26 protein-coding genes and 1 other RNA gene are annotated in these 23932 nt (G+C 71.2%); 21 read left to right on the top strand and 6 right to left on the bottom strand.

Annotated elements, in window-relative coordinates; all coding sequences use genetic code 11:
• Positions 1-96: 96 nt before the first annotated feature.
• The 15 genes from FIF60_RS05545 to FIF60_RS05475 all read left to right on the top strand — a co-directional run bounded on the left by FIF60_RS05545 (position 97) and on the right by FIF60_RS05475 (position 15435).
• Positions 97-1305, top strand: a complete 1209-nt coding sequence (locus FIF60_RS05545) for an aspartate aminotransferase family protein (RefSeq protein ID WP_204251119.1) — start codon at positions 97-99, stop codon at positions 1303-1305.
• Positions 1302-2360, top strand: a complete 1059-nt coding sequence (argF, locus tag FIF60_RS05540) for an ornithine carbamoyltransferase (protein ID WP_144184681.1) — start codon at positions 1302-1304, stop codon at positions 2358-2360. Before FIF60_RS05545 ends, argF begins: the two co-directional genes overlap by 4 nt.
• On the top strand, positions 2357-3307 hold the full coding sequence (hslO, locus tag FIF60_RS05535; protein WP_144184679.1) for an Hsp33 family molecular chaperone HslO: 951 nt from the start codon (positions 2357-2359) through the stop codon (positions 3305-3307). The genes argF and hslO overlap by 4 nt, the downstream gene beginning before the upstream one ends.
• Before the next feature lie 51 nt (positions 3308-3358).
• Positions 3359-4210, top strand: a complete 852-nt coding sequence (locus FIF60_RS05530; RefSeq protein WP_144184677.1) for a hypothetical protein — start codon at positions 3359-3361, stop codon at positions 4208-4210.
• Positions 4211-4233: 23 nt separating this feature from the next.
• A complete protein-coding gene (locus tag FIF60_RS05525) occupies positions 4234-4626 on the top strand; it encodes a RidA family protein (RefSeq protein WP_144184675.1) in 393 nt (130 codons plus the stop codon).
• A gap of 12 nt (positions 4627-4638) precedes the next feature.
• Positions 4639-5067, top strand: a complete 429-nt coding sequence (locus FIF60_RS05520; protein WP_144184673.1) for an OsmC family protein — start codon at positions 4639-4641, stop codon at positions 5065-5067.
• A gap of 31 nt (positions 5068-5098) precedes the next feature.
• The gene (gene rpe / locus FIF60_RS05515) at positions 5099-5776 is read left to right on the top strand and encodes a ribulose-phosphate 3-epimerase (protein ID WP_144184671.1); all 678 of its coding nucleotides are present in this window, start codon (positions 5099-5101) and stop codon (positions 5774-5776) included.
• Positions 5773-7395: a heparinase II/III family protein gene (locus FIF60_RS05510; protein WP_204251118.1), complete on the top strand. Its 1623-nt coding sequence runs from the start codon at positions 5773-5775 to the stop codon at positions 7393-7395. The genes rpe and FIF60_RS05510 overlap by 4 nt, the downstream gene beginning before the upstream one ends.
• An 18-nt stretch (positions 7396-7413) precedes the next feature.
• Positions 7414-9300, top strand: coding sequence for an asparagine synthase (glutamine-hydrolyzing) (gene asnB / locus FIF60_RS05505; protein ID WP_144184669.1), 1887 nt, complete (start codon positions 7414-7416; stop codon positions 9298-9300).
• Positions 9297-10421, top strand: coding sequence for a glycosyltransferase family 4 protein (locus FIF60_RS05500; protein WP_144184667.1), 1125 nt, complete (start codon positions 9297-9299; stop codon positions 10419-10421). The genes asnB and FIF60_RS05500 overlap by 4 nt, the downstream gene beginning before the upstream one ends.
• Positions 10422-10452: 31 nt before the next feature.
• Complete coding sequence (purH, locus tag FIF60_RS05495) at positions 10453-12030, top strand: bifunctional phosphoribosylaminoimidazolecarboxamide formyltransferase/IMP cyclohydrolase (RefSeq protein WP_144184665.1); 1578 nt, start codon at positions 10453-10455, stop codon at positions 12028-12030.
• On the top strand, positions 12027-13166 hold the full coding sequence (locus FIF60_RS05490) for a DNA recombination protein RmuC (protein WP_239451504.1): 1140 nt from the start codon (positions 12027-12029) through the stop codon (positions 13164-13166). Before purH ends, FIF60_RS05490 begins: the two co-directional genes overlap by 4 nt.
• Positions 13163-14419, top strand: coding sequence for a NupC/NupG family nucleoside CNT transporter (locus FIF60_RS05485; protein ID WP_239451503.1), 1257 nt, complete (start codon positions 13163-13165; stop codon positions 14417-14419). The genes FIF60_RS05490 and FIF60_RS05485 overlap by 4 nt, the downstream gene beginning before the upstream one ends.
• A 62-nt stretch (positions 14420-14481) precedes the next feature.
• Entirely contained in the window at positions 14482-14937 is a 456-nt protein-coding gene (locus FIF60_RS05480) for a hypothetical protein (protein ID WP_144184663.1), read from the top strand.
• A 9-nt stretch (positions 14938-14946) separates the two neighbouring features.
• Positions 14947-15435, top strand: a complete 489-nt coding sequence (locus FIF60_RS05475; RefSeq protein WP_144184661.1) for a DUF421 domain-containing protein — start codon at positions 14947-14949, stop codon at positions 15433-15435.
• 9 nt (positions 15436-15444) lie between these two features.
• Here FIF60_RS05475 and recR read toward each other — a convergent pair whose 3' ends face one another.
• The 4 genes from recR to ffs form a co-directional block, all read right to left on the bottom strand.
• Complete coding sequence (gene recR, locus FIF60_RS05470) at positions 15445-16038, bottom strand: recombination mediator RecR (RefSeq protein WP_144184659.1); 594 nt, start codon at positions 16036-16038, stop codon at positions 15445-15447.
• Between the two features lie 4 nt (positions 16039-16042).
• On the bottom strand, positions 16043-16366 hold the full coding sequence (locus tag FIF60_RS05465; RefSeq protein WP_144184657.1) for a YbaB/EbfC family nucleoid-associated protein: 324 nt from the start codon (positions 16364-16366) through the stop codon (positions 16043-16045).
• A complete protein-coding gene (locus tag FIF60_RS05460) occupies positions 16363-18216 on the bottom strand; it encodes a DNA polymerase III subunit gamma/tau (protein WP_239451502.1) in 1854 nt (617 codons plus the stop codon). Before FIF60_RS05460 ends, FIF60_RS05465 begins: the two co-directional genes overlap by 4 nt.
• Before the next feature lie 11 nt (positions 18217-18227).
• Positions 18228-18317: signal recognition particle sRNA small type (ffs, locus tag FIF60_RS05455), an RNA gene on the bottom strand.
• Positions 18318-18434: 117 nt separating this feature from the next.
• Between ffs and nudC the strand changes: the two genes are divergently transcribed.
• From nudC to FIF60_RS05435, 4 genes are all read left to right on the top strand, one after another.
• The gene (gene nudC / locus FIF60_RS05450) at positions 18435-19367 is read left to right on the top strand and encodes an NAD(+) diphosphatase (RefSeq protein ID WP_144184655.1); all 933 of its coding nucleotides are present in this window, start codon (positions 18435-18437) and stop codon (positions 19365-19367) included.
• Positions 19364-19753: a hypothetical protein gene (locus FIF60_RS05445; protein ID WP_144184653.1), complete on the top strand. Its 390-nt coding sequence runs from the start codon at positions 19364-19366 to the stop codon at positions 19751-19753. The genes nudC and FIF60_RS05445 overlap by 4 nt, the downstream gene beginning before the upstream one ends.
• An 83-nt stretch (positions 19754-19836) precedes the next feature.
• Positions 19837-20202, top strand: a complete 366-nt coding sequence (locus FIF60_RS05440) for an ArsR/SmtB family transcription factor (protein WP_144184651.1) — start codon at positions 19837-19839, stop codon at positions 20200-20202.
• A complete protein-coding gene (locus FIF60_RS05435) occupies positions 20199-20729 on the top strand; it encodes an SRPBCC family protein (RefSeq protein WP_144184649.1) in 531 nt (176 codons plus the stop codon). Before FIF60_RS05440 ends, FIF60_RS05435 begins: the two co-directional genes overlap by 4 nt.
• 9 nt (positions 20730-20738) lie before the next feature.
• On the opposite strand, the gene FIF60_RS05430 is transcribed toward FIF60_RS05435, so the two are convergent.
• Both FIF60_RS05430 and FIF60_RS05425 read right to left on the bottom strand, forming a co-directional pair.
• The gene (locus FIF60_RS05430) at positions 20739-21590 is read right to left on the bottom strand and encodes a prephenate dehydratase (protein WP_144184647.1); all 852 of its coding nucleotides are present in this window, start codon (positions 21588-21590) and stop codon (positions 20739-20741) included.
• A complete protein-coding gene (locus FIF60_RS05425) occupies positions 21587-22327 on the bottom strand; it encodes a 3-deoxy-manno-octulosonate cytidylyltransferase (RefSeq protein WP_144184645.1) in 741 nt (246 codons plus the stop codon). The genes FIF60_RS05430 and FIF60_RS05425 overlap by 4 nt, the downstream gene beginning before the upstream one ends.
• Positions 22328-22468: 141 nt before the next feature.
• Between FIF60_RS05425 and FIF60_RS05420 the strand changes: the two genes are divergently transcribed.
• Together FIF60_RS05420 and hisN are read left to right on the top strand one after the other, a co-directional pair.
• Entirely contained in the window at positions 22469-23041 is a 573-nt protein-coding gene (locus tag FIF60_RS05420) for a c-type cytochrome (RefSeq protein WP_239451501.1), read from the top strand.
• Positions 23042-23049: 8 nt separating this feature from the next.
• Positions 23050-23844 (top strand): histidinol-phosphatase, encoded by a 795-nt coding sequence (gene hisN, locus FIF60_RS05415; RefSeq protein WP_144184643.1) that lies wholly within the window; start codon positions 23050-23052, stop codon positions 23842-23844.
• Positions 23845-23932: the final 88 nt, after the last annotated feature.

Here is a 23932-nt window from a genome sequence, read left to right as displayed (position 1 = left end):
GGCGGCCCTTCATTTGACTTTGGCCGGGTCGGTCCCCACTCTTGCCTCTTTCCCCGGAACGGTCCTGGGAACAGAACAAGGACAGAGGAAAGAGCCGTGATCGCCGCCCTGATGCCGACCTACAACCGCGCCGACCTCGCTTTCGAGCGGGGCGAGGGCGCGCGTCTGTGGACGGAGGATGGCCGACGATTCCTCGATTTCGGTTCCGGCATCGCGACCTCGAGCGTGGGCCACGCGCACCCGCATCTGGTCAAGACGATCGCCGAGCAGGCCGCGAAGGTGATGCACGTCTCGAACCTCTACAGGGTTCCGCAGGCAGAGCGTCTCGCGGCGCGGCACGTCGCCGCGTCCTTCGCCGACAGCGTGTTCTTCTGCAACTCGGGCGCGGAAGCGAACGAGGGCATGATCAAGGCAATGCGCAAGACCATGGCCGAGACCGGCCGGGGCGAGCGCTTCCGCTTCATCACCTTCGAAGGCGCCTTCCACGGCCGCACCCTCGCGACCCTCGCGGCCACGGGCAACGCCAAGTACCTAGAGGGCTTCGGCCCGAAGGTCGATGGCTTCGACCAGGTGCCGTTCGGCAACATGAACGCGGTGCGTGATGCCGTCGGCCCCGCAACGGCCGGCGTGATCATCGAGCCGGTGCAGGGCGAGGGCGGCGTGCGCCCGGCCGAGCTCCGCTTCCTGCGCGAGCTCCGCGCGATGTGCGACGAGTACGGGCTGCTGCTCGGGCTCGACGAGGTGCAGATCGGCATGGGCCGGTCAGGCAAGCTCTGGGCGCATCAATGGGCCGGGATCGAGCCTGACGTGATGTCGGCCGCGAAGGGTATCGGCGGCGGCTTCCCGCTCGGCGCCATCCTCGCCAAGGAGCATGTCGCCAAGCACCTCAAGCCCGGCACGCACGGCACGACCTATGGCGGCAACCCGCTTGCCTGCGCCGCGGGCAACGCGGTGCTCGACATCATCCTCGCCCCAGGCTTCCTCGACCAGGTGGACCGCGTGGCGCGGCATCTCTGGCGCGCACTTCTCGCGCTCAAGGAGAGGAACAGCGACCTCGTCGAGGACATCCGCGGCGCGGGGCTGCTGCTCGGCATCAAGCTGCGCGACGGCGTCCTGAACACCGACTTTCAGGCGGCCGCCGTGGCCGAGGGGCTGCTCACCGTGGCGGCGGGACAGAACGTGCTTCGCCTCGCCCCGCCGCTCATCATCACCGAGGCGGAGGCGGACGAGGCGGTCGACCTGCTCGGGCGGGCGCTTGGCCGCCTCCGTGCCGCGGCCGCGACCCCGCAGGCGGCGGCGCAATGAACGTCCAGCGCGCGGTCCGGCTCAAGCCGGCCGCACAGGGTTCAGCGGCACCGGGCCCAGCGGCTCAGGGAAAGGGGCAGCCGGCTTCGGCTGCCCCCATCCCCGCCTCGCCGCGCCACTTCCTCGACATCGCGGATCTGCCTGAGGCGGAGCTCCGCCGCATGCTGAGCCTCGGCACGGCCTTCAAGGCGCGCGAGGGGGTGTTGGCTGAGCGTCCCCTGGCCGGCCGTGCGCTCGCGCTCATCTTCGAGAAGCCGTCCACCCGCACGCGCGTCTCCTTCGAGGTGGCGATGCGGCGCCTCGGCGGCGACGTTGTGGTGCTCTCCGCCCGCGAGATGCAGCTCGGCCGCGGCGAGACGGTGGCCGACACAGCCCGCGTCCTCTCCCGCTACGTCGATGCGATCATGCTGCGCACCGACAGCGAATCGAAGCTGAAGGAGCTTGCCTCGGCCGCGACCGTGCCCGTCATCAACGGGCTGACGGACATGTCGCACCCATGCCAGCTCATGGCCGACATCATGACCTTCGAGGAGCATCGCGGGTCGATCCGTGGCCGAACGATGGCCTGGTGCGGCGACGGCAACAACGTTGCGCGAAGCTGGATCCACGCCGCAGCGCGGTTCGGCTTCACCCTTCGCCTCGCCACGCCCGCAACCCTCCGGCCGCCGCAGGAGATCCTCGACTGGGCCAAACGCGAGGGAGCGGCGATCGAGCTCACCGAGAGCCCCGACGAAGCCGTCTCTGGCGCCGATGCGGTGGTCACCGACACCTGGGTGTCCATGAATGACGCGCCGGGCACCAACCGCCACAACCTGCTTCGCCCGTTCCAGGTGAACGAGGCGCTGATGGCCAAGGCCGCGCCCGGTGCCGTGTTCCTGCATTGCCTCCCCGCCCATCGCGGCGAGGAGGTGACCGATGGGGTGCTCGACGGACCGCAGAGCGTGGTGTTCGACGAGGCCGAGAACCGCATGCACGCCCAGGCCGGCGTGCTCGCCTGGTGCCTCGGCGCGGGGGATGACGCCCGTGCCGCAGCACCCAGTTCTCAGGCACGATGAGCCCGCACGACATCCCCGATCACGCCGCAAGCCCCGTCCCTGACCTGACCGTTCCGAACGCGGTTCGTCCCTTCTATCTCGAGGGGGCGCCGGCACGCGGCCAGCTCGTCCGCCTCGGCCCGCTTGCCGATGCGGTCCTGTCCCGCCACGCCATGCCCGCCCCCGTCACCGCGCTTCTCGGCGAGGCGCTGGCGCTGACGGCAGGTCTTGCCGCGGCGCTGAAGTTCCAGGGCAGCTTCTCCCTCCAGGCCCGCGGAGACGGGCCGGTGACGATGCTTCTGGCCGACTGCACCGCCGAAGGCGCGCTTCGTGGCTACGCCAAGGTCGACGCCGAGGCGGTTGCGACGCTCGATGCCAACCCCTCCGCCGCGCGGTTGCTCGGTGCCGGCCACCTCGCCTTCACGGTGGACCAGGGGCCGGACATGGAGCGCTACCAGGGCATCGTGCCGCTCGAGGGCGCGACCCTGTCCGACCTCACGCACACTTGGTTCCGCACCTCGCAGCAGGTCGAGGCAGCGGTGAAGCTCGCCGCAGCGCCGACGCCGGACGGCTGGCGCGCGACCGCGCTGCTGCTCGAGCGCCTTGCCTTCGAAGGTGGCGAGGAGCGGGTGAAGGGCACCCCTGAGCAGGAGGATGAGGCCTGGCGGACCGCTGTGATGCTCGCGGGGTCGGCCACGTCGGCCGAGATGCTTGACGACACGCTGTCTCCGGAAAGGCTCCTGTGGCGCCTGTTCCACGAGCTCGGGCCGAAGGCGCAGGCGGCGAAGCCCGTCTCCTTCGGCTGCCGCTGCACGCGCGAGCGCATCGGGCGCATTCTGGAGGGATTCGGCACCGATGACCTCGACCACATGACCGAGAACGGGGCCATCACAGTCACCTGCGAGTTCTGCAACGTTGACTTCCGCTTCCGCCGCGGCGATGTGGGGCGGGGTGGCGCCGCCGGCTGACGCACCGGGCCAGCCAGGTTTGGCGCCGAGGACCGGGGGGTTCCACGCTGCATGACGTCTCGCCGAACGATCATCGCCCTGGCGCCGCTCGGCCTCGTCGCCGCCTGCGCGAGCGAGCAGCCGCCTTCCGGGCCCGTCACCGTGCGGCCCTACGACTACACCTATCTGAGCACGATCAGGCTCGACGTGGCCCGCGTCGAGGTGGTCGAGGCCTACATGCCGCCCCGCTCGGCGCCGAACGTCGATCACCGCATGCCGGTCGAGCCGCGGGCGGCGCTCGCGCAGATGGCGCGTGACCGCATCCAGCCCTGGGGCACCGAGGGCGCGGCCACCATCACCATCACCGACGCGTCCATGACAGAGCAGAAGCTCGAGCGCTCGACGATCGGCAGCCTGTTCGCCGCGCAGCCCTCCGAACGCTACACGCTCACGCTTGCGGTCTCGCTCGACGTGCGCGGCGGCGGGGCAAGGCGCGGCGGCGGCATCAATGGCCGGGCCGAGGCGCGTATCCAGCGGGCCCGGTCTGTGAATGACGACGTGACGCTCGCGCAGCGCGAGCGCATCTGGGACGAAATGCTGCGCGAGGCGATGGACGATCCGCGCGGCATGAACGTGGAGTTCGAGTTCCAGGTGCGCCAGGCGCTGCGCAGCCTCCTGGTGCCCGACGACGTGCCGCGCCCGAACCCGGCGGCCGTCGAGGTGCAGCAGCTTTCCCCGCCCGGGGGCGCACCCGCGCCGTCCGCCGGCCCGCGCGAGCTCACGCCTTCTGCCCCCGCGCCTGCCCCCGCGCCTGCACCGTCCCCGGGGGTGACGAACCCCGCAACGCCGCCCCCGGGCCTGCAGCCCGGCCCGGGCGGCACGCCCGGCATGGGCACGCTCGGCACGCTGCCCGTCCAGCGCTGACAGAGAACAGAGGAAACGTCCCCATGGTCCTTCCCGTCTTCAGGAACCCGCCCTCGGTGCACGACAATGGCGGCCGCTACAGCCATATCGCCGAGGTGAAGGGGGCGACGCGCTGGGTGCATCTGGCAGGCCAGGTCGGCAAGAACGTCGATGGCACCGTGCCGGCCGATGCCGCCGGCCAGACCGAGGTCGCGTTCGAGAACATCCTCGCACTGCTGAAGGAGGTCGGCATGGGCCCGGCCAACATCGTCCGGATGACGACCTATCTGACGAGCGCTGCCGACATCGAGGCCTACAGGGCGGCGCGGCGGAAGGTGCTCCCGGCAGAGCATGCGCCGGCGACGACGCTGCTCGTGATCGCCGGCCTCGCCGCGCCGGAATACAAGGTCGAGATCGAGGTCACCGCCTGCGACTGAGCGGGCCGGGCCATGCCTGCGATCACCGTCTCCCTCGCGAATGTCGAAGGGACCGGGGCGGCCATGGGCTGGGCCGGGAGCCACACGCTCGTCGTCGACCGACCGCAGGACCGCGCCGGGGGCACCGGGCTCGGGTTCAATGGGGGCGAGTTGCTGGCGCTCGCGCTCGGCGGGTGCTTCTGCAACGACCTCCGATACGCCGCCGAGGCCCTCGGCGTTGCCCTCGGCCGCATCGGCGTGAGCGTAACGCTCGAGCTGTCCGGCAGCCCCCTCATCGTCACCAGCGCACGGATGTCCGTCACGTGCGAGACCCTGGACGGGAGTTCGCCAGGTCGGGTCTTCGACCACGCGACGGCCAACTGCACCGTCGCCAACTCGCTGCGCCAAGGCATTGCCGTCTCCATCCGGATGGATGAGCCACCGCCACCCCCGGTTCCTTGAAGCGCGGGCCCCTCGCGGCTAGAACCTCGCGATGGCACCGGCCCCTCTCAGAATCGCCCCGAGCCTGCTCGCGTCCGACTTCGCGCGGCTGGCCGAAGAGGTGCGCGCCGTCGAGGCGGCGGGCGCCGACTGGCTGCATCTCGACGTGATGGACGGGCATTTCGTGCCCAACATCACTTTCGGTCCCGCGCTCGTGAAGGCGATCAAGCGCGTGGCCACGAAGCCGCTCGACGTGCACCTGATGATCGCGCCGGCCGACGCCTTCCTCGCCGCCTTCGCCGAAGCGGGGGCGGACGTGATCACCGTTCACCCCGAAGCCTCGCCGCATCTGCACCGCACGCTTCAGGCGATTCGCGGCCTCGGCTGCAAGGCCGGCGTAGCGCTCAACCCCGGCACGCCGATCTCGACGGTGAAGTGGGTCCTCGACAGCACCGACCTGATCCTGGCGATGACGGTCAACCCCGGCTTCGGCGGCCAGGGCTTCATCGAGAATCAGCTCGGCAAGATCGCCGCGCTCCGCCGGCTGATCGACGGCTCCGGCCGGGAGATCGACCTCGAGGTCGATGGCGGCATCACCGCGAGGACCGGCCCTCTGGTTCGCGAGGCAGGCGCGAACGTGCTGGTGGCCGGAACCGCCGTGTTCGGCGCGCCCGACTATGCGGGTGCGATCGCGGCGCTGAAGGCGCCTTTGACGGTCGCTGCCGAATGACGGCACCGGAGGGGCTCGACCCCCGCGCCTGGCTCCGCGCCGCGGGCCGCCTCTTCGGGCGCCTGCCGCAGCCTGGCGTGCGGATGAGCCGGCTTCCCGACGCGCCTTCCATTCCCGTGCGCGACCCTTGGGCGGGCGACCCGCAATCGGGCGCGCGGGTGCTGAAGGGCGAGTTCGCCGTCGAAGGCACCACGCGGCCGCTCGACACGGCCGTGTGGGGCGGGGCGGAACCCACGGCGTTTTGGGCTGCCGCGGCGCATGGGTTCCTTTGGCTGCGCGATCTTCGTGCCGTCGGGTCCGATGCCGCGCGGATGAAGGCGCGCGCGCTGGTCTCGGCCTGGATCGCCGGCGCCGGCCGAGGCGCCCCCGTCGCCGCGCGGGCTGACGTCCTGGGCAATCGGGTCTCCGCCCTGCTCTGCCATTGGGACTTCGTCGCCGAAAGCGGGGAGGACCAGTTCCGTGCCGCGGTGATGGCGCAGATCGTCGAGGACGCGCGCGCGCTCGCCGCGGCCCTTCCGGCGGAGGAGATGGATGCGCGCGCCTTCGCAGCGCTGCGTGGCCTTGCCGTTGCCGGCGTCGCGCTTCCGGGGGCCGAGGCCTACTACACGCGCGCGATGCGGTTCCTCGACCAGGAGCTCGGCCGCCAGGTTCTCCCCGATGGCGGGCATGTGGAGCGCAGCCCCGCCGCGCTGCTCTCTGTGCTGCAGGACCTTCTCGAGATCCGCGGCCTGCTCGGCGCGGTGAAGCAGCCGGTGCCGGAGGCGCTCGGTTCGGCGATCGACCGCATCGCCCCGGCGCTCGCCGCACTTCGCCATGGCGACGGTGGCCCGGCGCTGTTCAACGGCACGCGCGAGGAGATCGCGGGCGCGCTCTCAGCCGCCTTCGCCCAGGCCCAGCCGCGGGCCCGCGCAGCGCAGCGCCTGCCGGACATGGGGTTCCAGCGCCTTGCCGCCGGCCGGACCGTGCTCGTTCTCGATACCGGCGCGCCGCCGCCGAGGGGGCAGGACCGCCTCGCCCACGCCGGAACGCTTGCCTTCGAGATGTCCGTCGGCCGCGACCGGCTGATCGTCAATTGCGGCGCCGCCCCCGCGGCGGGGGCCGAATGGCGCGACGCGCTGCGCGCCACCGCCGCGCATTCGACGCTGGTGATCGCCGACGTGAACTCCTCCGAGCTGAAGGAGGAGGGGCTCGGCCGCCGGCCCGAGCAGGTGTCGGTGCAGCGGCACGAGGCCAATGGGGCGCACTGGCTCGATGCGAGCCATGACGGGTGGAAGAAGCCGTTCGGCGCGATCCATCGCCGCCGCCTCTATCTCGGCGAGAGCGGTGAGGATGTGCGCGGCGAGGACAGCATCGAGGCCCCGAACCCGCAGCCCTTCGCCATCCGCTTCCATCTCCACCCCACGGTCGATGCCTCGATGCAGCAGGACGGATCGGGCGTCCTGCTGCGCACGCCATCCGGCACGGGCTGGGTGCTGCGCGCCGAGGGCGCGAAGCTCGCGCTCGAGGAGAGCATCTATGCAGGCACGTCCGAGCCGCGCCGCAGCGAGCAGGTGGTTCTCTCCGGCACGCCGCAGGACGGGCCGTGCCTCGTGAAATGGGCGATCTCCAAGCTCGGCTGAGCAAGAGGGAAGAGGGGCATGTGCGGCATCGCCGGGCTGTTCCTGCGCCGGCCGGACGATCGCGCGGCGCTGCTCGCGCGTGCCCGTGCGATGGGCGAGGCGATCGCCCATCGTGGCCCCGATGGGGAGGGGCAGTGGGCTGACGAGGAGGCCGGGCTCGCGCTCGCTCACCGCCGCCTCGCGATCATCGACCTCTCGCCCGGCGGCGCGCAGCCGATGCTGTCGGCCTCGGGCCGATACGCGATCAGCTACAACGGCGAGCTCTACAACTACGTCGCCCTGCGGAACGAGCTTGCCGCCGAAGGCGTGGTCATCGACAGCGCGTCCGACACGGCTGTGCTTCTCGAGGCCATCGCCGCCTGGGGCCTCGAGCGGGCCCTCGCGAAGCTCGACGCGATGTTCGCCTTCGCCTTGTGGGACCGCGCCGAGCGCACGCTGACCCTCGTGCGCGACCATGCCGGGATCAAGCCGCTCGCCTGGGCGGCGACGGCAGAGGGCGTGTTCTTCGGCTCCGAGCTCGGCGCCGTCGAGGCCGCCACACCGCCGTTGGAGATCGACGCCGGGGCCGTGGCCGCCTATCTCCGGCTTGGCTGCATTCCAGCACCGCTCACCGTGTTCAAGGGCGTTCGCAAGCTGCCGCCCGGCGGCATCGTGCGCTTCGGCATGGACGGAACGGTCGCGGAACGGCGTTGGTACGACATCGCCGCCGTGGCGCGTGATGCGCGGCCGCTCGCCATCGGTGCCGAGGAGGCCGCCGCGCGTGTCGATGCGCTTCTCGAGGAGAGCGTCCGCACCCAGCTCGTCGCCGATGTTGGCGTCGGCGCCTTCCTGTCGGGCGGGGTGGACAGCTCCTCCGTCGTGGCGGCGATGGCGCGCGTGGCACCCGGCGCTGCGCACGCCTTCACCATCGGCTTCGATGACCCGGCCTATGACGAGAGCGCGGCGGCTGCGGCCATCGCGGAGCGGCTCGGCGTGCGCCACACCATCCTGCGCGCGACGGGGGCCGAGGCCGTCGCGCTCGCGCCGGAACTGCCGCGGCTGTCCGACGAACCTTTCGCGGATTCCTCGCAACTGCCGACGCTTCTTCTGTCGCGGCTGACGCGCGGACACGTCACCGTCGCGCTTTCGGGCGATGGGGGGGACGAGCTGTTCGGTGGCTACCGCCGCCACCGGCTTGCCGCCGGGCTGTGGGCGAAGGCCGACCGCATTCCGTTCCGCACCACGCTCGCACGCCTCGTCTCGGCGGTGCCGCCGCGCGGCTGGGACCGGGCGCTCGCCTGGCTTCCCGGCGCGCCGCGGCGCCCTGGCGAGACGCTGCACAAGACCGCGCTCGTCCTCGCCTCGCCTGATCTCGATGCGGCCTATGCGCGGCTGATCTCGGCCTGGGAGGAGGAGGTCGCCGCCGGGCCCGAGCCGTCACGCGCCGTGCTCGATCTCCCTGACGAGCCGCTTGCGCGCATGCGCGCGCAGGATGCCGCCACCTACATGCATGACGACGTGCTGACGAAGGTCGATCGCGCCTCGATGTCCGTCGCGCTCGAGGTGCGCGTGCCGATGCTCTCGCCCGCGATGATCGCGCTCGCCTTCTCCCTGCCGCACGGGCTGCTGGTGCGCGGCGATGGCGGCAAGGCGGTGCTGCGCGACGCGCTCGCGCGCCACCTCCCGCGCCCGTTCTTCGAGCGGGAGAAGACCGGCTTCTCCTTCCCCGTCGGCGCCTGGCTGCGCGGGCCGTTGCGGGAGTGGGCCGGAGACCTGCTTGCCTCGCCGGCGCTGCGGCACTCGGCCCTCGTGCGGGAGGCGCCGATCCGAGCCGCGTGGGAGGAGCACCAGGCCGGGCGGCGCGATCGCGCGCCCGCGCTCTGGACCGTGCTGATGCTCGCGGGCTGGCTGGAGGCGCGGGCGTGAAGATCGCGCAGCTCACCAACGTCGATTTCTCGCTGACGCATTTCCTGCTGCCGCTGATGCGCGAGCTGCGCGCGCGCGGCCACGAGGTCGTCGGTATCTGCGCCGATGGGCCGAAGCTCGCGCCGGCGCGGGAGGAGGGGTTCCGCATCGCGCCCATCCCCTTCGCGCGCAGCGCCAACCCGCTCGCCAACCTACCTGCCTTCCTCGCGCTCGTGCGCCTTTTCCGCGAGGAGCGGTTCGACCTCCTCCACGTGCACACGCCGCTTGCCGGCCTCGTCGGCCGCATCGCGGGCCGCGTCGCCGGCATTCCGCGCATCGCCTACACGGCGCACGGCTTCTATTTCCACGAACGGATGCGCCCCTCCACCTACCGCGCGCATGTGCTGCTGGAACGCTTCGGCCGCCGCTTCACCGATGTGCTGATGACGCAGAGCGCGGAGGATGCAGAGACGGCGAAGGCAGAACGCCTCGCACCCGACGGGGCGGTCACGGTGATCGGCAACGGCGTCGATCCCTCGCTGTTCCGTCCCGGCACGGCGGAGGAACGTGCTGCCGCGCGGGCGGCGATGGGCGTCGGGCCCGATGACGTCGTCGCGGTGATGATCGGGCGAATGGTTGCCGAGAAGGGCTACCCCGAGCTCTTCGCCGCGCTCGCGCGCGTGCCGCGCCTCACGCTCGCCTGCATCGGCACCCGGCTCGAGAGCGACCACGAGGGCGCGGTGGACGCCGCGCTCGCTGCTGCGCAAGGCGACCCGGCGACCGCATCGCGCCTGAAGCTGCTCGGCTACCGCACCGACGTTGCGGCGCTGCTTCGCGGCGCCGATCTCTTCGTGCTTCCCTCCCACCGCGAAGGCATGCCGCGCGCGATCATCGAGGCGATGATGACCGGGCTTCCCGTCGTCGCCACGCGTATCCGCGGCGCGCGGGAACAGGTGATCGACGGCGAGACGGGCTTCCTCGTGCCGGTGAAGGACGAGGCCGCGCTCGCCGAGGCCCTGGGCCGGCTCGCCGGCGATCCGGCCTTGCGCGCGCGGATGGGCGCGGCCTCGCTTGCCCGCGCCCGCGCGGAATACGACGAGGCCAAGGTCATCGCGCGCCAGATCGCGCTTCTCGGTCTATGATCCACGACGAACGATTCCGGAACGGTTCCCCATGACAGATGCTCCCCTCCCCGTCCGCCGCGCGCTGATCTCCGTCTCCGACAAGACGGGTATCGTGCCTTTCGCGACCTTCCTCGCAGGGCTCGGCGTCGAGCTCGTCTCGACGGGCGGCACGGCGCGGGCGCTGCGCGAGGCGGGGCTTGCCGTGCGCGACGTGGCGGAGCTGTCGGGCTTTCCAGAGATCCTCGACGGGCGGGTCAAGACGCTCGTGCCGCAGGTGCATGGTGGCCTGCTCGCGCGGCGCGACGACCCGCATCACATGGCTGCGCTCTCTGCCCACGGCATCGGCCCGATCGATCTTCTCGCGGTGAACCTCTACCCGTTCGAGGCGACGGTGGCAGAGGGCCGCGGCTTCGACGACTGCGTCGAGAACATCGACATCGGCGGCCCGGCGTTGATCCGCGCCGCGGCGAAAAACCACGATTTCGTCGCCGTGCTCACCGCACCCGCGCATCTCGCAGAGGTGCGGCAGGCGCTGATGCAGCATGGCGGCACCACGCTCGCCCTGCGCCGCCGCCTCGCCGCGGAAGCCTATGCGCGCACGGCCGCCTACGATGCCGCGATCGCGCGCTGGTTTTCCTCCGCGAACGAGGTGGCGTTCCCGCCGCGCGTCGCCTTCGCAGGCTCGCTCGTGCAGACGCTCCGCTACGGCGAGAATCCCCATCAGGCCGCTGCGTTCTACCGAACCGATGGCCGAGCCGGGGTGGCCACCGCCGAGCAGGTGCAAGGCAAGGAGCTTTCCTACAACAACATCGCCGACACGGATGCGGCCTACGAATGCGTCTCCGAGTTCGACGCGCCCGCGATCGTCATCGTCAAGCACGCCAACCCGTGCGGCGTCGCGGTTGCCGGCACGCTGGCCGAAGCCTGGGATGCCGCGCTGCGCTGCGACCCCGTCTCTGCCTTCGGCGGAATCGTCGCGGCCAATCGTGCGCTCGACGAGGCGGCGGCCGAGAAGATCGCTGCGATCTTCACCGAGGTGGTGATCGCTCCGGATGCGACGGCGGCGGCGCGGGCGGTGTTCGCGCGGAAGAAGAACCTCCGCCTGCTGCTCGCCGGCGCGCTTCCCGATCCCGCTCAGCCAGGCCTTGCCTATCGTTCGGTCTCCGGCGGCTTCCTCGCGCAGACGCGCGACGCCGGCCGCGTCGATGCCGCGTCGCTCCGCGTGGTCACGAAGCGTGCGCCGACAGAGGCCGAGCTCGCCGATCTCGTCTTCGCCTTCCGCGTCGCCAAGCACGTCAAGTCCAACGCCATCGTGTACGCGAAGAACCGCGCGACCGTCGGCATCGGCGCGGGGCAGATGAGCCGCGTGGACAGTGCCCGCATCGCTGCCTGGAAGAGCGCCGAGGCAGCGAAGGCGGCCGGGCTCGCGGAGCCTCTGGCGAAGGGATCGGTCGTCGCCTCCGATGCTTTCTTCCCCTTTGCAGACGGGCTGATCAGCGCCGCCGAGGCGGGTGCCACGGCAGTGATCCAGCCAGGCGGGTCGATGCGCGACGCCGAAGTGATCACCGCGGCGGACGAGCGGGGGCTTGCCATGGTCTTCACCAGCATGCGGCATTTCCGCCATTGAGCCCGATCGAGGAGATCCTGTCCCGCTGGCAGGACTGGGCGCCGCTTGCGCTCGGCCTCCTCGTGGCGGTGCTGCTGATCGCGCTTGTCCGCCGCCCGGCCGTGCCGCCGGAGATGCTTGCCGCCTTCTCGGCGCTGCGTGACCAGCAGGCGATGCTCGGCGGCCGGCTCGACCAGCTCGGGCGTGACCAGCAGGCCCAGGCGATGGCGATCACCGCGCAGGAGACCGCGCTGGCAGACCGGCTCGCGGCGCAACAACTCGCCCTTTCCTCCGCCGTCGATACGCTGAACGAGCGGATCAACGCGCGTCTTTCCTCCGCCTCGGAGGCCACGCTCGAAAGCCTCGCCAAGGTTGGCGAGAGGCTCGCCGTGATCGATGCTGCGCAGGCCACCATCACCGCTCTGTCGGAGCAGGTGACGGGGCTGTCCAACCTCCTGGGCAACAAGCAGGCGCGCGGCGCGTTCGGCGAGGCCCAGCTCGAGGCCCTGGTGCGCGACGTGCTCGCGCCGTCCGACTACGAGTTCCAGTGCGTTCTCTCGAACACCACGCGCGTCGACTGCCTTCTGCGGCTCGCCGATCCGCCTGGGCCGATCGCCGTGGACAGCAAGTTCCCGCTCGAGGCGTTCCGCCGGCTTCGCGATGCGGCGAACGAGGCCGAGCGTGCGGTCGCGGCGCGGCAGTTCCGAAGCGATGTCGGCAAGCACGTCAAGGATGTCGGCTCGAAATACATCATTGCGAACGAGACCGCCGACAGCGCGCTTCTGTTCGTCCCCTCCGAGGCGATCTACGCGACGCTGCATGCCGAGTTCGAGGACGTGATCGACGCCGCCTTCAAGGCCCGCGTGTGGATCGTCTCGCCGACGACGATGATGGCGATCCTGAACACGATGCAGGCGGTGATGCGCGACGTGCGGATGCGCAAGGAGGCGCGCACGATCCAGGTCGAGGTCACGAAGCTCGCCGCTGATGTCGGACGCTTGGCCGAGCGGGTGAGCAACCTGCGCAGGCATTTCGAGCAGGCGCAGAAGGACATCGACCAGATCGAGATCTCGGCCGGCGCCGTATCGCGGCGCGCGCAGCAGATCGTCGCGGTCGAGTTCGACGACCCCCCTCCCGCGCTTCCGAAGGCCCCGTGACGGGCTATGTGACGGGGCAACTCGTCTCGGGCGTCGGGCTCGCGGCGCTCGCCGCGTTGGCCTGGGCCTGGGGACGCGCCCGTGGGCCGGCCGCGATTCCGTGGCGGCTGATCCTGATCGGCCTCGCCGCCCAGATCGTTCTGGCTGCCCTGATGCTTCACCTGCCGCCCCTCCGCGCCGCGCTCGGCGCGGTCGGGCACGCGGTTGATGCGCTCGCGCGGGCGACGACGGAAGGCACCGCGCTCGTCTTCGGCTATCTGGGCGGCGGGCCGCTTCCCTTCGCGGAGACCGCGCCAGGCGCCTCGTTCATCCTCGCCTTCCGTGCCCTACCGCTCATCCTCGTCGTCGGCGCGCTCTCGGCGCTGCTCTACCATCTAGGCATCCTGCCGCTCGCCGTGCGCGGCATGGCGGCCCTGCTGTCGCGGGGCCTCGGCCTCGGCGGCGCGGCGGGATTCGCCACGGCGGCGAACGTGTTCGTCGGCATGGTCGAGGCGCCGCTGCTGGTGCGCCCCTATCTCGCGTCGCTGCCGCGGGCCGATCTCTTCGTCGTCATGGTCGCGGGGCTTGCGACGATCTCGGGCAACACGCTCGCCGTCTACGCGCTGTTCCTGCGCGACGTCCTGCCCGATGCGGCGGGGCAGCTTCTCGCGGCAAGCCTGGTCAGCGCTCCGGCCGCGGTACTCGTCGCGCGGCTCATGCTTCCGCCCGACCCTGGCCAGGCGGCGGTCGAGGAGCAGGCGCCGCCGAAGCTCTATGTCGGCGCGATGGAGGCGATCGTGCGCGGCACGGCCGATGGGCTCGCCATCATGCTCGGGGTCATCGCAGCGCTCATCGTGTTCATTGCCCTCGTCGCGCTCGCCAACATGGCGCTCCTGCCGCTTGCCGGCGTGACTCTGCAGCAGCTCGCCGCCTGGGCGATGTGGCCGATCGCGGTGCTGATGGGCATCGCCACACCGGATGTCGCCGAGGCGTCGCGTCTTCTCGGGCTGAAGGTCGTGATCAACGAGTTCGTCGCCTATCTCGACTTCGGCACATCGGGGGCGGCGATGTCGGAGCGCTCGCGCATCATCCTCGCCTGGGCACTGTGCGGCTTCGCCAATCCGGGCTCGATGGGCATCATCGTCGGCGGCATGAGCACGCTGGTGCCGGAACGACGGGGCGAGATCGCCGCGCTCGGCCCGGCGGCGCTTGTCGGCGGCATGCTCGCCTGCTGCATGACGGGCGCTGCGGTGGGCATCCTCCTGCCCGGCTGACGCCCCGCAACTCTGCCTTCTCCCGGCCGTTGTTCCTGATCCGGACAAGGATCACCCAGGCTGTGGCAGAACCGGTAGAAGACGACATTGGCCTGCAGCGGACCTTCTGGCGCATCCAGCGCCTGGGCTGGGCCTGCATGGCCGCGATCGTCGCCGCATCGGTGGTCGGGATGTTCGGCGACGGAAGGCTCGCCGAGGCAGCCATACGCGTCGGCGACGTTTCGATGGCGTATGAGCGTATCCAGCGTACCGGGCGCGAGAGCCGCGTGTTGGTGCGCAACGGAGGCGCCGTGCCGGTCCTCGCAACCTTCGCCGGGCCGGCCGTCGCCAGGCTGAACCTGGCCGACCAGCCCGGGACAGTGGTCGAATCGCTGGCGGAGGACACGCTCCGCATCGCACTGCCGGCGGGCGGGACGATCGCGATCCGCGCGAGCATGCGAAGTGCTGGGCTGCACCGCGCAACGCTCGACGTCGCGGGGCTGCCGCCTCGCGGCCTCCGCATCCTCGTGCTTCCCTGAGAAACGACGATGCACGCCGTCGCCTCCGCCATCGTGATGTACCTCGTGATCTTCGGCCTGTTCCGGGTGACGGGGCGGCGCAGCCTCGCCCAGGCGACGCCATTCGACCTCGTCCTGCTGCTGCTGATCGGCGAGGCGGCGCAGGACGCGCTTCTCGGAGGCGATCCCTCCCTCACCAACGCGCTGATAGTGATCGTCACCCTACTTCTGGTCGATGTCGTGCTGTCGCTCGTGAAGCGGCGCTGGAAGCTGGCCGAGAAGGTGCTGGACGGTGTTCCGACGATCCTGGTCGAGAACGGGCGTGTGCTTGCCGACAGGATTCACAAGGCGCGGCTGAGCGAGGACGATGTACTTCAGGCAGCCCGCGCAAGCCGGGCCATCCTGTCGCTGGAGGGCGTGCGCTACGCAATCCTGGAGACAGACGGCACGATCACGATCGTCCCGAAGGAGCAGGGCGAGGCCCTACCGGCGCCGCGGCGCGACGCTCCGATCGGCTGAGCAGCGCGCTCACGCAGGCCGGCGCGAGGCGAGTGCTGCGGTGAGGGTTCCGTCGTCGAGATAGCCGAGCTCGCCGCCCACCGGCACGCCATGCGCGAGCCGCGTGACGGCCACGCCCGTGTCGCGAAGCCGGCCGGCGAGGTAGTGCGCCGTGGTCTGGCCATCGACGGTGGCAGAGGTGGCGAGGATCACCTCGCGCACCTCGCCCGAGGCGGCGCGGCGGAGAAGCGGCTCGACCGAGAGGTCCTCGGGCCTCTGCCCCGCGAGGGCGGACAGCGTGCCGCCGAGCACGTGGTACAGCCCCTTGTGTGCATGCGCGCGCTCGAGCGCCCACAGATCGCCCACCGTCTCGACGACGCAGATCGTCGCTCGGTCGCGCCGCGCATCGGCACAGAGGCCGCACGGGTCTGTCGTGTCGAGATTGCCGCAGACCGAGCACGGGCGTATCGCCTCGGCCGCCGCGAGCAGGGCATCGGCGAGCGGGCGCATCAGCACCTCGCGCTTCTGCAGGAGCGAAAGCGCGGCCCGCCGCGCGCTGCGTGGCCCGAAGCCCGGCAGCTTCGCGAGCAGCATCACCAGCCGCTCGAGCTCGGGGCCCATCATGGGGTCAGAAGGGGAGCTTCAGTCCTGCGGGGAGGTTCAGCCCGCCCGTGAGCTTGCCCATCTCCTCAGACATCATCGCCTCGGCCTTCGCCTTCGCATCGGCGATCGCGGCGACGACGAGATCCTCGAGCACCTCGACCTCTGCTGGGTCGACCAGAGCCTTGTCGATCTTCAGCCGGCGCACCTCGCCCTTGCCGGTCATCGTCACCTGCACCATGCCGGCACCCGACTGGCCGGAGACCTCCGCCTGGCCGAGGCGCTCCTGCATCTCCTGCATGCGCGACTGCATTTCCTGCGCCTGCTTCATCATGTTGGCCAGGTTCTTCATTCGTCCTCGTCCTCATCCATCGCAGGGTCGATCGTGTCGGGCGGCGGTGCGGCCTCGCGGATCGCCTCGATCACCGCGCCGGGAAAGGCCTCCAGGATCGCGCGCACCAGCGGATCCTGCTCGACCGAGGCGCGGAGCTGCAGGGCCTCCGCATGCTCGAGCTCGGCGAGCGTCGGCGCGCCGGCCTCGGTCGAGATCGCGACGGTCCAGCGGCGGCCGGTCGCCTCGCTGAGCAGCGCTGCGATCTTCGAGCTGAGGTCGCGCGGCGCGTCGGCATCGGGGCGGATCTCGAGAAGCCCGTCCTCGATGCGCACGAGGTGGACCCGGCTCGCGATGTTGGCGGCAAGCGTCGCCTCGCGCCGCGCGACTGCGAGCGCTGCGATGTCGGCCAGCCCTGTGATGGCGATACCGGGCGCGGGCTCCGCGCTGATGGGTACGCTCGCCGCCGCCACGGCGCGCCCTCCGCCGGCGATCGCGCGCAAGCCGCCGCCGCCCGGGTTCCCCCGCGGGGCAGGCGTTGCCGCGGCGATGCCCTCGCCATTGGTCAGCTTGCGGATGATGTCGCCCGGCGTCGGCAGGTCGGCGACATGGGCGAGGCGGATCAGGACCATCTCTGCCGCGGCAAGCCGGTCAGGCGCCTCGTTCACCTCCGCCCCGCCCTTCAGGAGCATCTGCCACGCGCGCCCGAGCTGCGGCAGCGAGAGGGCGGCGGCGAGCGCCGTGCCGCGCGTGCGCTCTGCCTCCGACAGGGCTGCGCGTTCTGCGAGCGCGGGTGCGAGCTTCAGCCGCGTGACCGTGTGGGTGATGCCGAGCAGGTCTGCGATCACCACGCCCGGATCGGCGCCGACGGCGTTGCCTTCTGCGAGAAGCGCGAGCGCATCCGCCACGCGCCCCGCCATGGCGGCCTCGAACAGGTCGAACACGGCCTCACGGTCGGCGAGCCCGAGCATGTCGCGCACGGCGGCCTCGGTGACGGTGTCCTCGCCCGCAAGCACGATCGCCTGGTCGAGCAGCGAGAGCCCGTCGCGCACCGAACCGTCCGCCGCGCGGGCGATCAGACGCAGCGCGCCCTCCTCGATGCGCGCGCCCTCCTTCTCCGCGATCGCGCCGAAATGCGAGGCGAGCCGGTCGGCAGCGATCCGCCGCAGGTCGAAGCGCTGGCAGCGCGAGAGGACGGTGACGGGAACCTTGCGGATCTCTGTCGTCGCGAAGATGAAGGTGACGTGCGCGGGAGGCTCCTCGAGCGTCTTCAACAGCGCGTTGAAGGCGTTGCGCGAGAGCATGTGCACTTCGTCGATGATGTAGACCTTCTGCCGCGCAGACAGCGGCCGGAAGCGCACCCCCTCGATGATCTCGCGGATGTCGTCGACGCCGGTGCGCGAGGCGGCATCCATTTCCATCACGTCGGTGTGGCGGTCCTCGGCGATGGCGCGGCAATTGGCGCACACGCCGCAGGGCGTGATGGTCGGGCGGTCGTTCGTGCCGTCGACGCCGAGGCAGTTCAGCGCGCGGGCGATGATGCGAGCGGTCGTCGTCTTGCCGACGCCACGCACGCCGGTCAGCATGAAGGCGTGCGCGATGCGGCCCTGCGCGAAGGCGTTGGTGAGCGTTCTCACCATCGCTTCCTGGCCGATCAGCGCCTCGAAATCCTGCGGCCGGTACTTGCGGGCAAGAACGCGATAGGCGGCGGGCGAGGCGCTCGTCGTAGTGGCGGGCGCGGCCTCCGCGGCGGCGCCGAACAGGCCCGGGCCCTCGGCGGGGGGCGGCGCGTCGTCCTCCGGCGTGTCTCCGAACAGCCCAGCCATCGCGCCGGTCAGCCCCCTGTCGCCCGTCCCGTGGTCGTCCTTCATGCGGGGAGGTGGGAGGCTGGCGAACGACCCGGGCAAGAACCCGTTACGGCTGCTTCCTTCCGGACCTGACCGGTTGGCGAGGAGCCCGTCCGCCACCAACCTCCCACATTTCCTCTAGCACGATGCCGCCCCGCGCGGCCACCCCCGGCCGGCGCAGGACCTGTATGGCGGTGCATGGACGGGGCCGGATCGGCGTGGCACCTTGCCGCGCGAAACCCATGCGCCGCGCCAGTCGTCCGAACAGCTACACCGGCAGCCCGCTCGACCGTGCCTCGAACCGGCGCGACGATGCCGCGTTCCTTGCTGCTGCCCTTGCGGATGGGGAGACGCTCTACGTCCCCGTCTGGCGGGCGAAGTCGCTTCTGCGCAGCGTCGAGACCGGCACGCCGGAAGCCGTGCTGCTCACCACGCTTGCCGCCGCCGCGGTCGGCATCGAGCAGCGGCCGCATGCCTTCCTCGGCGTCTGGAACGGTCGGGCTGTGTTCGCGCTCGACCTGTCGGACGAGGATGACCCCGCCCCCCTTTTTGCCGAGCTCGGACGCGTCGAGTTCACCGATCTGCGGCAGGTGGCTGGGCAGCTCGATGCCTCTGAAGCGTCGGTGCTCGCGCATGCGCGCGGGCTGATGCACTGGCGTACGCGGAACCTGTTCTGCGGCGTCTGCGGCAGCCAGTGCGCGCCGAGAAGCGGCGGCCACTCGATGGTCTGCCCGAAATGCAGCGCGGTGCATTTCCCCCGCACCGACCCTGCCGTGATCATGCTCGTGTCGCACACCGATGCCGAGGGTGTGGAGCGCTGCCTGCTCGCGCACAGCCACCGCTTCCCGATGGTGAAGATGTACTCGACGCTCGCCGGCTTCGTTGAGCCTGGCGAGAGCCTCGAGGAGGCCGTCGCGCGCGAGGTGTTCGAGGAGGCCGGCGTGCGCGTGCGCGACGTCACCTACCATTCGAGCCAGCCCTGGCCGTTCCCCTCCTCGATCATGCTCGGCTTCTACGCCGTGGCCGACGATGCGGCGCTGACGGTCGACAGCGAGGAGCTGATGGACGCGCGCTGGTTCACGCGCGATGAGATCCGGAACATCGACGCGCTCGGCCTCAGGCTGCCGCGCATCGACAGCATCGCACGGCGCCTCATCGAGGACTGGGTGGAATGACCGGGCGTGCGCTCATCCTCGTCGGGCTGCTTGCGCTCGGCGCCTGCGCGTCGCGGTCCACCCTCGCACCGCCCGAGGGCGTTGCGGCCAACGACCCGCGCGTGTCGCGTTGCCGGGCGGAGGCGCTCGATAGCCCGCGAGTCCGTGCGCTGGGTCGAAGGCAGGTGCCGCCCACTTATGGCGACGCCCATGCCCGCTGGCAGAACGAGCTCGCCGATGCCGAGCGCAACGCCTTCATCGGGTGCCTCGTGCGTGAAGGCGCGCTGGCCCAGGCACCAGGCGGGGTCGCGCGGGTGAACCCGACGAGCTTCTCGCCCGACGATACGGTGCCGCCGCCGACCACGCCGATCGGCACGCCCGACCCGCCCAGGCCGTCGGGCTACTGAGCGAGCCCTCTACCAGACGTTGATCGGCTGATCGTTCAACCAACTGGTTGACATTCAGAAGGCACGATGGAATATTCAACCGTATGGTTGAACGACGCCAGCCCGAGCTCAATGCCGTGTTCCATGCCCTCGGCGACGCCACGCGCCGGCAGATGCTCGGTGAGCTCATGGCCGGGGAGCGCACCGTCGGCGAGCTTGCCCGGCCCTTCGCCATCTCGCTCGCCGCCGCGTCGAAGCACATCAAGGCGCTCGAGAAGGCAGGGCTGATCCGCCGCGAGGTGCGCGGGCGGACCCATCTCTGCCGCCTCGAGCCTGGGCCGCTCGCCTCCGCCCATGAATGGCTCTCGCTCTACGAGGCGTTCTGGACATCCCGCCTCGACACGCTCGACCGGCTGCTCCGCGCCGAGGACGCCGCCCGCCCCTCCCCATCCAAAGGAGATGACCGATGACCGAGACCGCCGAGATCGACGCCTATGGCAGGCTGATCGAGCCCGCGACGCTCACCATCCAGAGGATTCTGCCTGGGCCGGTGGACCGCGTCTGGCGCTACCTGACCGATGGGGAGCTGCGCAGCAAGTGGCTCGCCGCGGGGACGATGGAGCTGCGGGAGGGCGCGGCCTTCACCCTGACCTGGCGGAACGACGACCTGAGTGCCCGGCCAAGCCGGCGGCCGGAGGGGTTCCCCGAGGAGCACAGCATGGCGAGCCGAATCATCGCGGTCGACCCCCCCCGGCACCTCGTCATCGCCTGGGGCGAAAGCGGCGAGGTGTCCTTCAGCCTAGAGCCGCGCGGGGCTCGGGTGCTGCTGACCCTCGTTCACCGACGCCTGCCTGATCGCCCGACGATGCTGAAGGTCGCGGCGGGCTGGCACATGCATCTCGACGTGCTGCGAGCCGTCGCCGAGGGCCGCGAGGCAGAGCCGTTCTGGGAGGGCTGGCTCAGGCTCAAGGACGAGTACGACGCCCGGCTGGGCTGAGGCGCCGGCTCAGTCTCCCGCGCCCATCTCGTCGCGATAGGGGTGCGCCGGGTAGACGCCGAGGATCCGCGCCTCGCGCGAGAAGAACTGCAGTTCCTCGAGCGCGCGGCGCAGCGGCCCCTGCTCGGGGTGGCCCTCGACGTCGCAGAGGAACTGCGTTGCGGTGAAGGCGCCGCCGACCATGTAGCTCTCGAGCTTGGTCATGTTCACGCCGTTGGTGGCGAACCCGCCGAGCGCCTTGTAGAGGGCGGCGGGGACGTTGCGGACCCGGAAAACGAAGGTCGTCATCAGCCCCGGCGTCTCGGGCGGCGGCGGCGCGGCCTCGCGCGCCATGACATAGAAGCGAGTGGTGTTGTGGGCCGCGTCCTCGACGTTGTGGCGGAGGATCTCGAGCCCGTAGATCTCGCCCGCGAGCGAGGAGGCGATGGCGGCGTCCTCCGTGCCGCCCATCTCGGCCACATGCGCCGCCGCGCCGGCGGTGTCTGCCTCGATGATGGGGGTGAGGTTCAGCTCCCTGAGCACGTTGCGCACCTGGCCGAGCGCGACGGCATGGCTCCGCGCGCGCTTCAGCCCCGCGATCGTCGCCCCCTTCGGCGCGAGCAGGCAGTGCTCGACGCGCTGGAACTGCTCTGCCACCACGTGCAGCCCGCTGTCTGGCAGAAGGCGGTGGATGTCGGGCACCCGGCCGGCCAGGCTGTTCTCGCAGGGCAGCATGGCGAGCCGTGCCCGGCCCTCGCGCACCGCGGCGATCGCGTCCTCGAAGCTCGGGCAGGGGAGCGTCTCGAGGTCGGGGTAGGCGTTGCGGCAGGCGAGGTCGGAATAGGCCCCCGGCAGGCCCTGGAAGGCGATCTTCTCCGTCACCGTGCGGTTCCTTCGATGAGCTGGCGCGCGCGCGCGAGGTCCTCCGGCGTGTCGACGCCGAACGGCGCGCTGTCGATCTGCGCGCAGGCGATGGTCATCCCCGCCTCCATGGCGCGGAGCTGCTCGAGCTTCTCGCGCTGCTCGAGACCGGAGGGGGGAAGGGTTACGAACCGGGCAAGCGCCGAGCGCCGCCAGGCGTAGATGCCGATGTGGTGCCAGAGCGGGCCGGGCCCGTAGGGCACGGGAAGGCGGGAGAAATAGAGCGCCCGCGCGGCAGCCTGCCCCTCGCCGAACACCACGGCTGCCTTGACGAAGTTGGGCGCCATCGCCTCCGAGGCATCGTGGATCGCGGTCACCAGCGTGGCGATGTCCACCTGCGGGTCCTCGAGCGGGCCGAGCACGGCACGGATGGCGGAGGGGTCGAGCGTCGGCAGGTCGCCCTGGAGGTTCACCACCACGTCGTGGCGTCCCTCCGGGTCGAGGGCGGCGAGGGCGGCGAAGCACCGGTCCGACCCGGAGGGCAACGCGGCGTCGGTGATCACCGCGACGCCGCCGGCAGCGCGGACGGCCTCGGCGATCTCCTCCTCGGCGCAGGCGACGGCAACCGGGCCGACGCCGGCCTCGCGGGCGCGGTCGAGCACATGGGCGATCATCGGGCGGCCGGCGATGGTCGCGAGCGGCTTGCCCGGCAGGCGGGAGGACGCCATGCGGGCTGGGATAAGGACGATGGGGTTCACGTATCCGGTGCCTGGGCTTCGTGACGTCCTGCCGCGCGGTTTCGGCGGCGAGAAGGGTTGAGAGGTCGCGGGCGATGGCCTAATGGACGGCTGCGCTCCTGGGAAGCCCCCGCCGGCACGGGCGGGGCGCCGGGGGCGCGCATGGCGCGTGACGAAAAGGGTGGTGCTGGCGCGATGAGCATGGAGATGAACAAGGCGGTCGCCGCGATCCTGGTGGCCGGCATCCTTTTCATGGTGACCGGGATCATCGGCAACACGATCGTCCACCCGCACCGGCTCGAGCAGTCCGTCCTGCAGATCGCCGCGCCCGAACCTCCCGCGGGCGCGCCGGCCGCCCCGGCGGCGCCTGCCATCGAGCCGATCGCCCCGCTGCTTGCCGCCGCCAATCCGCAGAACGGCCAGACCCTGGCGCAGCGCCAGTGCGCCTCCTGCCACAGCTTCAACGAGGGCGGCCGCAACGGCGTCGGCCCCAACCTCTGGGGCATCGTCGGCGCGCCGCACGCCCATGCCGAGGGGTTCAACTACTCGCCCGCGATTGCCGGCATGCGCGACAAGCCGTGGGACTATGAGGAACTGAACAAGTTCCTCGCCGGTCCGCGCGCCTATGCGCCGGGCACCCGCATGGCGTTCAACGGCATCTCCTCGGCCGCCCAGCGCGCCGACGTGATCGCCTATCTCCGCTCGCTCGCGGCCGAGCCGAAGCCGCTGCCCTGAGCGCGGCGGTGGGGCACGACCTCGAGGCCGCGGCGCGCGTCGCCGAAGCGGCGGCCGACGTTGCGGCTGCCGTCATCCGCCCCTTCTTCCGCGAACGCATCGGCATCGTCCGCAAGGGCGATGCAAGCCCCGTCACCGCGGCCGACCGTGCCGCGGAGAAGGCCATCCGCGCGCTTCTGTCGGAGCGGTTTCCCGAGCATGGCATCCTCGGCGAGGAGTTCGGCCCGGAGCGGGAGGAGAGCCCCTTCCAGTGGGTGCTCGACCCGATCGACGGCACGAAGAGCTTCATCACCGGCCGCCCGAGCTTCGGCACACTGATCGCGCTCCTGCACGAGGGCGTGCCCGTGCTCGGCGTGATCAACCAGCCGATCACCGGCGAGCGCTGGGTCGGCCTCGCTGGGCGGCCGACGCGGTTCAGCGCGCCGCCTGGCCTCGCCGCCCCCTGCGGCACGCGGCAGGATGTTGCGCTCGCCGATGCGCAGCTCTCCTGCACGACGCTCGACCTCTTCACCGCAGAGACGCGCCCGCGCTGGGAGCGGCTCGCTGCCCGCGTCGCGCAGGTGACCTGGGGCGGGGACTGCTACGCGCACGGGCTTCTTGCCCTCGGCACGGTCGATCTGGTGGCCGAGACGACCTACAAGATCTGGGACTGGGCGGCGATCGTGCCCGTTGTCGAAGGCGCGGGCGGGGTGATCACCGACTGGTCCGGCAGGCCGCTTCGCCCGGGGGCGGATGGCTCGGTGCTTGCCGCCGGCTCCGCAGCGCTGCATGCCGAGGCACTGGCGATCCTTTCGGGTTCGTGAGCAAGTTTGCCCCCGCGTGAGGCTTCTGGCGCGAGCGTGACGCAGCGGCCCGGCCGTTCTCCCTTGCGGGGCGCATCGCTGTCGATGA

It is taken from the genome of Elioraea rosea, assembly GCF_007644105.1.
In the GTDB taxonomy this organism is placed as follows: domain Bacteria; phylum Pseudomonadota; class Alphaproteobacteria; order Acetobacterales; family Acetobacteraceae; genus Elioraea_A; species Elioraea_A rosea.
The sequence above is the reverse complement of the archived record's forward strand: the minus strand, read 5'-3'. Positions and strand labels throughout refer to the sequence as shown.

Coding starts and splice junctions, on each gene's coding strand:
- hslO (WP_144184679.1), top strand. CDS start 2,357: ATGAGCCCGCACGACATCCCCGATCACGCCGCAAGCCCCGTCCCTGAC.
- FIF60_RS05520 (WP_144184673.1), top strand. CDS start 4,639: ATGCCTGCGATCACCGTCTCCCTCGCGAATGTCGAAGGGACCGGGGCG.
- FIF60_RS05475 (WP_144184661.1), top strand. CDS start 14,947: ATGCACGCCGTCGCCTCCGCCATCGTGATGTACCTCGTGATCTTCGGC.
- FIF60_RS05420 (WP_239451501.1), top strand. CDS start 22,469: ATGGCGCGTGACGAAAAGGGTGGTGCTGGCGCGATGAGCATGGAGATG.
- nudC (WP_144184655.1), top strand. CDS start 18,435: ATGCGCCGCGCCAGTCGTCCGAACAGCTACACCGGCAGCCCGCTCGAC.
- FIF60_RS05435 (WP_144184649.1), top strand. CDS start 20,199: ATGACCGAGACCGCCGAGATCGACGCCTATGGCAGGCTGATCGAGCCC.
- argF (WP_144184681.1), top strand. CDS start 1,302: ATGAACGTCCAGCGCGCGGTCCGGCTCAAGCCGGCCGCACAGGGTTCA.
- purH (WP_144184665.1), top strand. CDS start 10,453: ATGACAGATGCTCCCCTCCCCGTCCGCCGCGCGCTGATCTCCGTCTCC.
- FIF60_RS05525 (WP_144184675.1), top strand. CDS start 4,234: ATGGTCCTTCCCGTCTTCAGGAACCCGCCCTCGGTGCACGACAATGGC.
- asnB (WP_144184669.1), top strand. CDS start 7,414: ATGTGCGGCATCGCCGGGCTGTTCCTGCGCCGGCCGGACGATCGCGCG.
- FIF60_RS05460 (WP_239451502.1), bottom strand. CDS start 18,216: ATGAAGGACGACCACGGGACGGGCGACAGGGGGCTGACCGGCGCGATG.
- recR (WP_144184659.1), bottom strand. CDS start 16,038: ATGATGGGCCCCGAGCTCGAGCGGCTGGTGATGCTGCTCGCGAAGCTG.
- FIF60_RS05440 (WP_144184651.1), top strand. CDS start 19,837: ATGGTTGAACGACGCCAGCCCGAGCTCAATGCCGTGTTCCATGCCCTC.
- FIF60_RS05445 (WP_144184653.1), top strand. CDS start 19,364: ATGACCGGGCGTGCGCTCATCCTCGTCGGGCTGCTTGCGCTCGGCGCC.
- FIF60_RS05510 (WP_204251118.1), top strand. CDS start 5,773: ATGACGGCACCGGAGGGGCTCGACCCCCGCGCCTGGCTCCGCGCCGCG.
- FIF60_RS05530 (WP_144184677.1), top strand. CDS start 3,359: ATGACGTCTCGCCGAACGATCATCGCCCTGGCGCCGCTCGGCCTCGTC.
- rpe (WP_144184671.1), top strand. CDS start 5,099: ATGGCACCGGCCCCTCTCAGAATCGCCCCGAGCCTGCTCGCGTCCGAC.
- FIF60_RS05465 (WP_144184657.1), bottom strand. CDS start 16,366: ATGAAGAACCTGGCCAACATGATGAAGCAGGCGCAGGAAATGCAGTCG.